This is a genomic window from Zhenhengia sp. (genome assembly GCF_046966505.1).
Classification (GTDB): Bacteria; Bacillota; Clostridia; order Lachnospirales; family Cellulosilyticaceae; genus Zhenhengia; species Zhenhengia yiwuensis.
Genome location: NZ_JBKVCH010000005.1, coordinates 45538 through 58421 on the forward strand (window position 1 = coordinate 45538; position 12884 = coordinate 58421).

General features: G+C 34.3%; 13 protein-coding genes. All 13 read right to left on the reverse strand.

Going from position 1 to position 12884, the window contains the following annotated elements; translation table 11 throughout:
* Position 1: 1 nt before the first annotated feature.
* The 13 genes from lspA to pgeF all read right to left on the reverse strand — a co-directional run bounded on the left by lspA (position 2) and on the right by pgeF (position 12882).
* Positions 2-496, reverse strand: coding sequence for a signal peptidase II (lspA, locus tag ACLTBU_RS07315; protein WP_177672167.1), 495 nt, complete (start codon positions 494-496; stop codon positions 2-4).
* Between the two features lie 42 nt (positions 497-538).
* Positions 539-1621: a 3-dehydroquinate synthase gene (aroB, locus tag ACLTBU_RS07320; protein ID WP_177672168.1), complete on the reverse strand. Its 1083-nt coding sequence runs from the start codon at positions 1619-1621 to the stop codon at positions 539-541.
* A 2-nt stretch (positions 1622-1623) separates the two neighbouring features.
* A complete protein-coding gene (locus ACLTBU_RS07325; RefSeq protein ID WP_177672169.1) occupies positions 1624-2202 on the reverse strand; it encodes a DivIVA domain-containing protein in 579 nt (192 codons plus the stop codon).
* Between the two features lie 13 nt (positions 2203-2215).
* A complete protein-coding gene (locus ACLTBU_RS07330; protein ID WP_177672170.1) occupies positions 2216-2989 on the reverse strand; it encodes a YlmH/Sll1252 family protein in 774 nt (257 codons plus the stop codon).
* Between the two features lie 24 nt (positions 2990-3013).
* Positions 3014-3463: a cell division protein SepF gene (locus tag ACLTBU_RS07335; RefSeq protein ID WP_177672171.1), complete on the reverse strand. Its 450-nt coding sequence runs from the start codon at positions 3461-3463 to the stop codon at positions 3014-3016.
* A 38-nt stretch (positions 3464-3501) separates the two neighbouring features.
* The gene (locus tag ACLTBU_RS07340) at positions 3502-4191 is read right to left on the reverse strand and encodes a YggS family pyridoxal phosphate-dependent enzyme (RefSeq protein ID WP_177672172.1); all 690 of its coding nucleotides are present in this window, start codon (positions 4189-4191) and stop codon (positions 3502-3504) included.
* 12 nt (positions 4192-4203) lie between these two features.
* On the reverse strand, positions 4204-6099 hold the full coding sequence (locus ACLTBU_RS07345) for an HlyD family efflux transporter periplasmic adaptor subunit (protein ID WP_412218402.1): 1896 nt from the start codon (positions 6097-6099) through the stop codon (positions 4204-4206).
* Between the two features lie 103 nt (positions 6100-6202).
* On the reverse strand, positions 6203-7681 hold the full coding sequence (gene spoIVA, locus ACLTBU_RS07350; protein ID WP_249332507.1) for a stage IV sporulation protein A: 1479 nt from the start codon (positions 7679-7681) through the stop codon (positions 6203-6205).
* Between the two features lie 77 nt (positions 7682-7758).
* Positions 7759-8754 (reverse strand): NAD(P)H-dependent glycerol-3-phosphate dehydrogenase, encoded by a 996-nt coding sequence (locus ACLTBU_RS07355; RefSeq protein ID WP_177672175.1) that lies wholly within the window; start codon positions 8752-8754, stop codon positions 7759-7761.
* Positions 8755-8765: 11 nt separating this feature from the next.
* Positions 8766-9371, reverse strand: coding sequence for a glycerol-3-phosphate 1-O-acyltransferase PlsY (gene plsY / locus ACLTBU_RS07360; RefSeq protein WP_249332506.1), 606 nt, complete (start codon positions 9369-9371; stop codon positions 8766-8768).
* A gap of 2 nt (positions 9372-9373) precedes the next feature.
* On the reverse strand, positions 9374-10702 hold the full coding sequence (gene der, locus ACLTBU_RS07365; RefSeq protein ID WP_177672177.1) for a ribosome biogenesis GTPase Der: 1329 nt from the start codon (positions 10700-10702) through the stop codon (positions 9374-9376).
* Positions 10699-12045 carry a DUF512 domain-containing protein gene (locus ACLTBU_RS07370; protein WP_249332505.1) on the reverse strand — a complete coding sequence of 449 codons (1347 nt, stop codon included), beginning with the start codon at positions 12043-12045 and terminating at the stop codon, positions 10699-10701. The genes der and ACLTBU_RS07370 overlap by 4 nt, the downstream gene beginning before the upstream one ends.
* A 12-nt stretch (positions 12046-12057) precedes the next feature.
* Complete coding sequence (gene pgeF, locus ACLTBU_RS07375; RefSeq protein WP_249332504.1) at positions 12058-12882, reverse strand: peptidoglycan editing factor PgeF; 825 nt, start codon at positions 12880-12882, stop codon at positions 12058-12060.
* Positions 12883-12884 lie beyond the last annotated feature (2 nt).

Genomic DNA, 12884 nt, shown 5'->3' on the forward strand with positions numbered 1-12884 from the left:
TCTATTCCTCGTTGTCAATTAATTCTTGTTCCTCTTGTTCAATATTACCAAACAATAAAATAGGGAAGAGTAGAACCACTCCTACTACTACACACATGTCTGCCACATTAAATACTGGGAAATCAATAAGAGAAAAATAAATCATATCACGTACATAATTTAAACAAACTCTGTCAATGAAATTTCCTATAGCACCACTCATAACTAGCACAAGTGCAACTTTCATCCAATGACCTGTCCTACCTTGTGGAATATGTCTCCAGTACCATACAATCATAACAAGAACCGCTGCTGTAATGATAACAAAAAGCCATACCTTACCTTGCATCATCCCAAAAGCTGCTCCTCTATTTTCTACATAAGTCAACTCTAAAACACCTGGCCATAAAATAATATTCTCTTTGCTAGGATCAGAAAAATATTCTACAATACCTATTTTAGTAAGCTGATCCAAAATCACCAAAAGTGCTACACTAATAGGTGCTAAAAAACGCATCTCTTTTTCTCCTTTCAAGCCTTACTCATAAGAAAAACGTGCTTACTGGCACGTTTTTCTTACATAGAGTATAGCTTCTTCAATTTCTTCTTGTGTTACATCATTCTTAATACATGCCTGCCCAATTGCTTGAAGCAAGATGAAAGAAACCTTGCCATAAGCTTTCTTCTTATCATATAAAATATGCTGTAAAAGTGAATGAATATCATACTCACCAAAAGGCGCTAGCAATTTATAAGCCCTACAAAGTGACTCCACATCTTTTAAATGTGATGCTTCTATATAGCCTCTTCCATAACTTATATAAGCTGACATAACCATACCATATGCTACACATTCGCCATGTAATAAATTAAAATGAGATTCTGTCTCTAAAGCATGACCAATAGTATGTCCAAAATTTAAAATTTTTCGTAGTCCTAACTCTTTAGCATCTTCCTCTACAACTTCACACTTTGCCTTACAAGAGGTATATGTCATTTCGATAAGACTTCTATCGTCTTGTTGTAATATTTTATCCTTTTCTTTTAAAAGATAATCATAAAAAGCTTTATTTTTAATAAGTGCATGCTTTAAAACCTCTGCAAGTCCCGAAATAAATTCTCTTTCAGGCAAAGTTCCTAATGTTCTAATATTGGTATAAACAAGCTTAGGATTATAAAAAGCCCCAACCATATTTTTATGATCTAAATAATCTACGCCTACCTTACCTCCCATACTACTATCATTTTGAGCTACAATAGTTGTTGGAATCTGAATAAAAGGAATACCTCTCATGTAGCTTGAGGCTACAAAACCTGCTATATCACCTACAACACCGCCCCCTAATGCAATAATAAGGCCACTTCGGTCCATATGAACCGCTAAAAGAGCATTATAAATTTCAGTGATAGTACCTAAATGTTTAGAAGTTTCACCTGCCTTAAAGGCATAATCATATACTGGAATGCCTTCACCTAATTCTTCCTTAACAGTTGCTAAATAAAGAGGACCTACATGGGTATCTGTAATAATCATGATAGCACTTGGACAGGCTACTTCATTAATAGCTGCTTTTAAGCCGCTAAAATCACTGGTTAAAATAATAGGATAAGGTCTAGCCTCCATCGCTTCTAATCTTCTCATCTCTATGCCTCTTCACCATGAAGAAAAGTGAATTCCTTTGTGAAAAATTCATCATCTTCTTCTGTAATTGCTACCTCTTCTTCTGCTTTAACTTCTTCAAATTTAATAGGTGCACTAATTTCATCTGTTAACACTGTAATATTTTGCTGTTCTAGAATTTCAAGTTGCGCTTGTAACATTTGTTTAATTTGAACTTTCATAGCAAGGTATTGCTTTTTGAGCTCTTCGATTTTATTGCTTAAAGTATAGATATCTTTTTTCGCCTGATCCAATATACCCTCTGCTTTTTGCTCAGCATCTTTTTTAATTTGATCTGCCTTTTCATAAGCTAAAGTTTTTGTATCTTGAGCTGTTTTCTCAGCCAATACGAGCGCATTTTGTATAGTTGCTTCCATTGTACGATAATATTGAATATTATCATTAAGCATGTTAATTTTATCTTTAAGTTCATAGTTTTCTTTTGTAATATGCTGATAAGCTTCAAGTACCTCATCTAGAAACTCATTAACTTCTGCTACATGGTAACCGCCTACTTTGGCTTTTCTAAACTCCTTATTTTGTATATCTACTGGTGATAACATTCTGAGTAACCCCCTATATATATTTTTCTATTGTAATATGCAGTCTATCTTTTTTGGTTGTACCATTTACTGCCCCTAGGCGCATTTTACCATATCCTCTTAGTGTCCCTACATCCCCGACTTTCATAGGATGACTAGCTGTTACAAACATACCATTCACTTTACCTTTATCACCTTGTAAGTATCTTACTACTTCTGATCTGCTCAAACCAAAAGCAGCTGCAAAAATAGCGTCTACACGTAAAGATGGAACTGTTGTCAGACATTCTTTAAATCTCGGTGGATCTACTTCCATATCTAAAAATGAAATTTCCTCAACCGTAATCTTTTGATAACGTCCTATTCCAGTTAAATGACAACAAATAAACTCCGCCATCTCCTTCATAACAATGACATAAGCTCCAAAAGGTTTGAGTAAAATATCCCCTATAGTCTCGCGCTTAAGACCTAAGCCAAGTAAGGCACCTAAAAAATCCCTGTGTGTAAGTGTTTTACCTATTCCTGTCTTAACAGTTACTTTAAGTGCACAAATGGGCATCTCCATATAAGACTGATCATAACCAAAGACAAGCACTTGCCTTTCGGCATACTCATAGCCCCCCATGAAACAATACTGATTGAAAGCACTTTGCATATTGTATTTATGTAGTACCTCGTCCATCCATTCTTTATTATAAAAAAAAGTGGATAACATGCGGTATTGTTTTTCTGATTTTTCATTATAAGCTATTATAGTTTTCAAAAATTGTTTTTCTTCTTCATTGGTTATGCTTGTCCATTTTATCATGTCATATACTACCTCGTATTTATTCTAGACTGTTGGCCAAATATTTTTTTGTTTAATAACCTCTGGTGTAATATTGACACTTTCTGGTGCAAATATGTAAATTTGATCTGTAATACATTCAACTGATCCATTAAGGGCATAGCATGCACCTGTTAAATAATCTACAGCACGTTGTACTTCACCTGGTGTCAGATTTTTCATATTTACAATAATAGGTTTCTTATTTTTAATATAGGCTGCTACTTCCCCTGTCATCTCATAATTTGACATTGTGAAATTTAGAATTTCCATTTTATCTTGCACCGCATTAGTAATTGGTGTTAATTTTGGCTGAGCTTGTGGCATAGGGAGTGGTTGTCTTGGTCTTGGTATACTCTCTACTTTATGCTCTACCTCTTCAAACTCTTCATCTTCATCTTCAAAATCTACATTAGACATAATCATGTCCTTCATTCTAGTCATTATTCCTTTCATTATATACGCCTCCTCAAAATTGATGATTTCTTTGTCTCTTATCTATTGTAATCGCGCGCACCAAAGAGTGCTGTCCCAATACGAATGAGTGTTGCCCCCTCTTCGATTGCGATTTTATAATCATTACTCATCCCCATAGATAATATACTTGTACTTATATTATCAATGTTTTGTTTTTGAATGTCAACTGATAAGTCATAAAGGGCTTTAAAGATTGGCCTATTTTCTTCAGGGTCTTCTGTAAAAGGTGCCACTGTCATAAAACCTTCTATTTTTACATGTGGCAACTGTGCAATTGCCTTTACAAGCTCTAAAACATCCTCCACATAGATGCCATGTTTAGAATCTTCCTTTGCCACATTAACCTCTATTAAAATAGAAGTTACAACGCCTTTTTTAGCAGACTGTTTTTCGATTTCCTGAGCAAGTTTTAAACTATCTACGGAGTGAATAAGTTCTACATGACCTATAACATATTTTACTTTATTCGTTTGCAGATGTCCTATTAAATGCCACTTTGGATTTCCTTTTACTACATCTACTTTATTCATCAGCTCTTGAACCTTATTCTCCCCAAAATGCTCACACCCTAATGATATAGCCTCTTCAATAGCCTCTGCTGGATAAGTTTTTGAAACCGCAATAAGTGTAATATCCTCACTTTTTCTACCACTTATCTTAGCATGTTTTATAATATCTTCTTTAATTTGCTCTAATGCTTCTTTCATTTTATCACCTATCTATTCATTTTGAACATTCATATACTTGAGAAGTTGATCCTCTTTAATGTTTTTAGGATTAGAAATAATCTGATCAAACTCTTTAAGCTTTGTTCCCCTATCTTGTGTTAAAATAGCATATTCTTTATTAGTCATTGCTACTTCAATACGTTTAAACTGTGCAAACTGACCGTTCACTACATACACGCCTTGAACAGTCTGCATATCCGAAATGGTATACGGCTTTTCCTCTGTAGGATGCTCAATAACGCTATTAAGACCTATACCATCTAATTGATCTATCTGCTGCATAATATAAGAAAAGTCATCATCTGAATACTGAATATTAAGAGGCATAAATACATTCATCTGGTTTTGCTTTTTAAACACACCTTTTTCTCTACCCTGCTCTACAATATATTCATTTGGTATACCTAGCATGTTTTTCTCAACAATAGCTTTAAGTGGAATCTTAAGTCCTTCTGCTTTATTCTGCCCAATACTAAATTCGACGAGTCTATAAGCTAAGAAATCTGACAAATAATCACTTGAACTAAAGACGAGTTTTGTTAAACCTGTTTCTACTTCTTCCTGCTTACTTTCTAATTTAAAACGTATTTTATCTTGTTTAGTGTCTTCAAAATAAAGATTATAATACGTACCTACATCATATGTATTTGCTTGTTCAGTTTCTATATAAGTTACGATTTCCCATCTATCACTAGTAATAATCTTATACAGTGGTTCATTGGCCTCTGCCACAACCGAAGGTAGTCTCATCTCTGACTTTTTAGTTTCTGCAAGCAATTCTTTATATTGATCATATTGAAGTGTTTTCATTGTTTCATCGTTTAATTTAGTTTCATAGCCATCTAATGCATAGGAAACAATACCTGATGTAGCTGCTTTTTGTGAAGACTGATTGTTTTTTAAGCTATTGATAATAGCTTCACGATTAGATTGAAAACCTTCTGTTGTTTTAGATTCATCTTGTATATAAAGGCTTGTACGATCTTCTATAGTCTTATCAAGAGATTGGCGTAGTTCATAGACACTTTTAGGATTTTCCCAATACTTACTGTCTATAAAGTTATCCATCTCTTTTTTCAGTACTTCATTAATTTGATAAAGGTCTGCTTGATAATAAGATAAGTCACTACGTTTTTCTTGTTTATTATATAAACTATCATCTAATGTATAAAGCTGATCTTTAAGTGACTGAATTTCTGTACTTTGCGCTACAAGGCATACACTCCCTTGTTTAGAAACTTTCTCTCCTTCACTTAAAATATAATGAATATCTCCAGACCGTGTGCTATTAAATACTTGCTCATCTCTAAAAATAATTCCTTTTAATTGATTTGAATTATCCATAACACCCATCTGAACAGTCTGATAAGAGATAGAAGGATATCTAAATAAATCAATAACTTTAAGCCCTGCATAAGTAATAAACATAGTAATAATGACACCAACTGTCATCTTTTGCATCATCCGTCTTTTTCTACGTTTAGCTTGTGCCTGAAGCTGCTTACGTGTCATCTTATTCTTACTGCGTATTTCTACTTTTCTTTGCTCTGGTGTAGGATGAACCTCTTTCTGATCATATATTGGAGGTGGTGGTGTATAAGAACTCTGACTTATATAAGAACTTCGTGTATAGTTATCCTCATAAGGAGAACCATAACGAGGTGTATTAGATTTGTTATATTGGTTGCGATAGGGATTGCTATTCGTTTTTTCCCTACTCCTATCTACATTGCCAGTGCCCATATCTGCATAAGGGTTATAATAATTTCTCTTTTTATTACGATACTCGTCTAAATTATAGGTCCCTCTAGAAGGATTATTGGAATTTAGATTGGGCGAATGTTTTTTTGTATTTTTATTTGATTGACTTGTTTTATTCTTCTTCATTTGCTCACTTCCAACATTTTCTTTAATAGTACCATCATATAATGGATTGATTAATCTTGCAATAGCTTACATATAAGTAAAAAAATAAAGGCACAATGTGCCTTTATAAAAGAATGCAAATTAATCCGCCGTTACCTTCATTGATAATTTTTTGAAGTGTTTCTTGTAATTTGATTTGGGCATCTTCAGGCATACGATACAGTTTATTCTGTAAACCTTCATTAACAAGTTCATGAAGTGTTTTGCCAAAAATATTAGAATCCCAAATTTTAGCTGGGTCTGTCTCAAATTCACTCATCATATAATTAATGAGATCTTCACTTTGTTTTTCTGTTCCAACAGTCGGAGATACTTCTGTCTGGATATTTGCTCTAATAATATGATAACTTGGTGCACTTGCCTTAAGCTTAACCCCAAAGCTATTACCCTGTTTTACAATTTCTGGCGCTTCCAAAGTTAATTCATCAAAAATTGGTGCAACAACACCATAACCTTTTTGTTTCACCTCATTAAGTGCATAAGCAACTTTATCATACTCACGTTTAGTAGCTGCTAAATCTTTAATGAGTGTCATTAACTCATGATCACCATTGATTTCCATCCCTGTTGTTTCAGAAAGAACACGATAGAATAAGTCATCTGTTGTGTTAATATCAATTTTAACAACACCTTCGCCTAAGCGAATTTTTTCTAAATAAACATTTTTAATAAACTCTAAGTCTTTAAAACGTTCTAGACTTTGTTTAATCTGGCGGATATTTTCTAATGGATAGATAACCTCTTTAATATAATCTATCCATTGTTTTTTGAGCCAGTGCTCGCTTTCAAGTGTTTCCACCCATTTAGGAAGCATAAATTGAATTTCATTAAGTGGAAATTCATAAAGTACTTTTTCAAGTAAATTATTAATATCTTCTACTTTCATCTGTGCTACATCTAATGGCACAACAGGTACATCATACTCTCTTGAAAGTGTTGATGTTTCCTCAAGGACTTCAGGATCATAAGGTCTCTTTGTATTGTAGACTACAATAAAAGGTTTCCCTATTTTTTTAAGTTCATTAATGGCACGTTCCTCTGCCTCTATGTAATTATTGCGTGCAATATTGGTAAAGCTACCATCTGTTGTTACAACAACGCCTATAGTAGAGTGATTGTTAATAACTTTCTTAGTCCCAATCTCTGCTGCTTGAGCAAAAGGAATCTCCTCTTCAAACCAAGGTGTCTTAACCATACGTGGTACATTGTTGTACATATGACCTTCTGCTTCAGGAATCATGTAACCAACACAATCAATAAGTCGCACACTTACATCAAAGTCTCCACCAATGGTAATATCTACTGCTTCATTTGGAATAAATTTAGGCTCTGTTGTCGTAATAACTTTACCATCTCCACTTTGAGGTAGTTCATCTTGAGCACGTCCTTTACTATACTCATTCGCAATATTAGGAATAACAAGTGCTTCCATAAAACGTTTAATAAAAGTAGATTTACCTGTACGTACAGGGCCTACAATTCCTAAGTATATATCACCGTTTGTCCTTTCTGAAATATCTCTATAGATGTCACAATATTCCATTTAGGTCCCTCCTTCTATATTTAAAATGTATGGGTACATTTTAAATATATGTCTAAAGGGATGATATATGCCTAACTTTAATCAAAACTCTCCATTTTTTTATCACGATTCATAAGCTTTTGCACACATTCTTGTACAGAATAATTTTCAAAAAGTACTTCATAAATACCCTCTATAATAGGCATCTCTATTTCATAGGCTTTCATTAAGGCATAAGCCCCTTTAGCTGTTGGAACTCCTTCTACAACCATGTTAATTTTTTGAGTTGCTTCTTCTAAAGAATAACCTTGTCCAATGAGTTCTCCACATCTACGGTTACGGCTATGTCCACTCATACATGTTACCATAAGGTCACCAATACCGGTAAGCCCACCAAATGTAGCAGGCATCCCCCCCATAGCTACACCTAATCTTGAAATTTCTGCAATCCCTCTTGTCATAAGTGCCGCTTTTGAGTTGTCACCATAACCTAAGCCATCTACGACACCTGCTGCTAATGCAATAACATTTTTAAGCGCTCCACCTAATTCAACACCTATAATATCCGGATTAGTATAGACTCTAAAGTACTCTGTCATAAAGAGGTCTTGAATTTTTTCGGCACTTGCCATACAGTTGCTACTTGCTACCACTGTTGTTGGCATATGCCTTGCTACTTCTTCTGCATGACTTGGTCCTGATAAAACAACAACTGGGTTTGACACAACAGATTGTATCACTTGTGAAAGGGTATAAAGTGTCTCAAACTCGATTCCTTTTGATACATTAACAATAAGAGCCTCTTCAGCCACAAATGCTTTCATACTTTCTGTAGTCTTTCTAATAGCTTTAGATGGTACAGCCATAATGACTACATCTTTTTCTTTTACTGCTTCTTCCACAGAAGTTGTAAACTGAATTTCTAAAGGAATTTTAATACCTGGTAGACATCTTTTATTTTCTCTAAAAGTTAAAATATCTTCTTTTTCTTTTGAATCATAGCACCATATGGTGATTGCATTTCCTTTTTCATTGAGTAAAAGTGCTAGTGCTAACCCCCAGCTTCCTGCACCTAAAACTGCTATCTTTTGCATAGAATCCCTCCTTATCTTTTACTTCCAAGCTTTGATTCTGTTCCTTCCATTAATCGCTTAATATTTGCTTTATGTCTATAAGCCGTTATGCCTGCAATGACTACTCCTAATGTAACAATCTCCACAATATGCTCATTTCCTTTATAAAATACAAATAAGAGAATAGGAATAAAACTTGTTAAAAGTAAAGAACTTATAGAAACAATACGTGTAATCCATGCACTTATAATAAAAATAAGACTGACAATAAGAGCAGTAGGTAGATCAATCATATAAATTGCACCAACTGTTACAGCAATTCCTTTACCTCCTTTAAATTTAAAGAATAAAGGATAGCTATGACCCAGAATAGCACCAATACCTGCATAAAGCCCAGCTAAAAGTACCATTTCTGGAAATAGTAATTTTGCTAGGATAACTGCTAATACAGCCTTTAATACATCACACAAGAAAACAATAAGGGCTGCTTTTTTACCTAGTACACGTAGGGTATTTGTAGCCCCTGCATTGCCACTCCCATGATTTCTTATCTCAATCCCTTTAAAACGTCCATATAAAATGGCACTTTGAATCCCCCCAAGCAAATAGCCCAGACCAAGTGCGACAAGTCTGTACATTTTTATTCATCCTTTCTGCCTTTTTCTCTTACGATGAAATGAACTGGTGTTCCCTTAAAGCCAAAAGCTTCACGCATTTGGTTTTCAATATACCTTAAATAAGAGAAATGCATAAGTTCTTTATCATTTACAAATAGAACAAATGTTGGTGGTTTAACGCTTACTTGTGTCATATAAAAGATTTTAAGTGCTTTACCTTTATCTGATGGTGGTTGATTCATAGCTGTTGCTTCATAAAGTACATCATTTAATAGACCTGTACTAATACGAAGTGTTTGATTTTGTGCAATGGTATGAATCATGTCAAACAGCTTACCTACACGTTGTCCTGTTGCAGCAGAAATAAACATGCATGGTGCATACTGCATATATGCAAGTGTATTTGTAATATCTTTAAGGTATACATTCATTGTTTTATCGTTTTTCTCAATAGAATCCCATTTGTTCACAACGATAATACAGCCTTTGCCTGCCTCATGAGCAATCCCTGCAATTTTTGTATCTTGCTCTGTAATCCCCTCATTCGCATCAATCATAATAAGTACAATATCTGCACGCTCTACAGCTGCTACTGTACGGATAATACTATATTTCTCAATGCTTTCTGTAACTTTCTTTTTCTTACGAAGACCTGCTGTATCAATAAGTACATATTTTTGTCCATCAATTGTTACTTCTGTATCAACAGAATCTCTTGTTGTACCAGCAATATCACTTACGATAACACGCTCTTCACCTACAATTTTATTAACAAGTGAAGATTTACCTACGTTTGGTTTACCAATGATAGCAACTTTAATCGCTTCATCTTCTTCCTCTTCCTGCGTGTCACCTGGGAAGTGCTCAACAATAGCATCTAACATATCTCCAAGGTTAAGAGGTTGTCCAGCTGAAATTGGAATTGGATCACCAAGACCTAAATTATAGAACTCATATACACCCATAGTTTGTGTTTGCATATCATCTACTTTGTTTACAACAAGTACAACTGGTTTATGTGCTTTTCTTAACATATTAGCAACGTGCATATCTGAATCTGTAAGACCTGTTTTAACGTCAACTAAGAATACAATCACATCTGCAGATGCAATAGCTGCTTCAGCTTGTCTACGCATTTGAGATAAAATAATATCGTTACTTTCTGGTTCAATACCACCCGTATCGATCATGGTAAATTTGTGATTAAGCCATTCTACGTCAGCATAAATACGGTCACGTGTAACACCTGGTGTATCATCTACAATAGAAATTCTAGCTTTTGCTAGTCTATTAAATAATGTAGATTTACCTACATTTGGTCTTCCTATAATTGCTACAATTGGTTTACTCATTTTGTTTCTCCTTTTGCATGTAAAATCTTCTCTAGCCACTCTTGTCCTTCATTAGGCATAACAAGGACAGGCATATCTAGTTCGTTCTTTAATTGGTCTAATGTGTAATCATCTAAAAAGACTTCTTCACCACATTTTAACATATTCTCAGCAATTAGCAAAATTTTCCCTAGCTTCTTTTGTTGTTTTAAGGTACTTACAATGTCTTGTCCTGTCAAAAGACCGGTTACAGTGACTTCTTCTCCAAAGAAATGATTCACAACCGGATAGACATGTATCGTTACATTAGGAAATTTTTCTTTTACTTTAGTTGCACACATTTTCATAAATTCACCTGTAATACAACCTGTTACAAGACAGCATTCAAAATCTATAGATTCATCTATTTGATGCATTGCAAGTGCCTTTTCTAATTCATATTTAAATTTAGTTAACATCCCTACACCATTATCTAAAACTGGGAATCCTTCATAACTTTCATAACTTGGCAGCTCTACTCCACCTGTTACGAAAAATTCATCTGCGGCATAGACAAAACGTGTACCCATTTTCTCTAAATAATATTTTTGCCATTTTTCAACAACTCTAATAACCTCTCTAGAAGATGGTCCGTCAAAAGAAGTTAATGTAGTAAGACTTTCTCTAAATTTAGATAAACCAACAGGTACAATAGTAAGCGATAAGATATCCGGAATAAATTCACTTAAGTCTTGGATCGTTTGATCAAGGACTGCACCATCATTTAAGCCTTTACATAATACAATCTGTCCATTAACCTGTATACCATTGTCTATTAAATGTCTAATCTGTTCTTTAATAGCACCTGCAAAACGATTGTGTAACATATTAATTCTTACTTCAGGATCTGTCGCATGAATAGAGATATTAAGAGGTGATAAACGGTATTTAATCATACGACTTAAGTCACGCTCTGAAATATTGGTTAAAGTAATATAGTTACCATTTAAAAATGACATGCGCCAGTCATCATCTTTAAAATAGACTGTCTTACGCATATTAGGTGGCAACTGGTCAATGAAGCAGAACTGACACTTGTTACGACATCTAATAAGTTCATCCATCAGTTCTGTCTCAAAGACAAGTCCTAAATCTTCACTGTAGTCCTTCTCAATTTCTAAATTCCAAAGTTCACCATTTGCTTTCTCAATATAAAGATCAATTTCTTCATCTGCTAATAAGAATCGATAATCAAATACATCTTGTATATATTCATCATTAATGGCTAAAAGCTTATCGCCTTTTTCTATTTCTAATTCCTCTGCAATACTACCGGGTAGTACATCTGTAATAAGATGTGCTTTATATTCTGTTCTGTTTTTCACTGTTGTCAACTCCTATTTCAAGTACATAAAAGCACCTAATGTTCCTCTTTTTCCTTGTGTTTTTCGATGTGAATAAAAAATATCACTTTGGCAACAGGTACACATCTCAGCTTTTGCAATCTGCTCCTGTTTTATGCCTGCATCCACTAGAATCTTTTCATTGCATGCCCATAAATCAATATAATATTTTTCATTGCGTATATTTTTTGTAATAAAGTTTACATGCCCAAACTTCTCTATAAAGACCCTAGCCACTTCTTCCCCTACTTCAAAACAGCAAGGTCCTATAGAAGGACCTATCCCGACTTGTATCTCTTCAAGTGGAATATGATGCTTATTATGCCATATTTCAATCATTTTTTTACCAATACCCCCTACAGTACCTCTCCAGCCTGCATGGGCCATTCCAATCATACCATATTTTGATGCATAAAAAAACAGAGGAACACAATCTGCATAATGTGTTACAAGTGTTAATCCCCTTTCCCCTGTATAAATACCATCTACACTCTCCCATTTATTAGGAGAATGAATACCATTTCCTACATCCTTTAATGTCACTTCTTCTATATGTGTTTCATGAATTTGTCTAGATAAGATAAGACTTTCAAAAGGTACTTCTAACATGTGACAAACCCTTTTATAATTTTCAAGGACATTACCTTCCCCATCTCCTCTATTGAAGCCTAAATTTAAGCTTGCCCATTCTCCTTCACTAACACCACCTAATTTAGTTGTAAAACAATGCTTCATATGAGGATCATCTTGCCATTTTTTAAATTTTACATGAGGCACTTGACTTTCAAGATCCAATATACAGTCTGTGTGATTTTGCATAA

What these genes read in the sequence shown, in the direction of transcription:
- ACLTBU_RS07330 (WP_177672170.1), bottom strand. Translation starts at nt 2,989, where the DNA reads ATGATAAAATGGACAAGCATAACCAATGAAGAAGAAAAACAATTTTTG.
- der (WP_177672177.1), bottom strand. Translation starts at nt 10,702, where the DNA reads ATGAGTAAACCAATTGTAGCAATTATAGGAAGACCAAATGTAGGTAAA.
- ACLTBU_RS07325 (WP_177672169.1), bottom strand. Translation starts at nt 2,202, where the DNA reads ATGTTATCACCAGTAGATATACAAAATAAGGAGTTTAGAAAAGCCAAA.
- lspA (WP_177672167.1), bottom strand. Translation starts at nt 496, where the DNA reads ATGCGTTTTTTAGCACCTATTAGTGTAGCACTTTTGGTGATTTTGGAT.
- ACLTBU_RS07335 (WP_177672171.1), bottom strand. Translation starts at nt 3,463, where the DNA reads ATGAAAGGAATAATGACTAGAATGAAGGACATGATTATGTCTAATGTA.
- plsY (WP_249332506.1), bottom strand. Translation starts at nt 9,371, where the DNA reads ATGTACAGACTTGTCGCACTTGGTCTGGGCTATTTGCTTGGGGGGATT.
- ACLTBU_RS07355 (WP_177672175.1), bottom strand. Translation starts at nt 8,754, where the DNA reads ATGCAAAAGATAGCAGTTTTAGGTGCAGGAAGCTGGGGGTTAGCACTA.
- pgeF (WP_249332504.1), bottom strand. Translation starts at nt 12,882, where the DNA reads ATGCAAAATCACACAGACTGTATATTGGATCTTGAAAGTCAAGTGCCT.
- aroB (WP_177672168.1), bottom strand. Translation starts at nt 1,621, where the DNA reads ATGAGAAGATTAGAAGCGATGGAGGCTAGACCTTATCCTATTATTTTA.
- ACLTBU_RS07345 (WP_412218402.1), bottom strand. Translation starts at nt 6,099, where the DNA reads ATGAAGAAGAATAAAACAAGTCAATCAAATAAAAATACAAAAAAACAT.
- spoIVA (WP_249332507.1), bottom strand. Translation starts at nt 7,681, where the DNA reads ATGGAATATTGTGACATCTATAGAGATATTTCAGAAAGGACAAACGGT.
- ACLTBU_RS07340 (WP_177672172.1), bottom strand. Translation starts at nt 4,191, where the DNA reads ATGAAAGAAGCATTAGAGCAAATTAAAGAAGATATTATAAAACATGCT.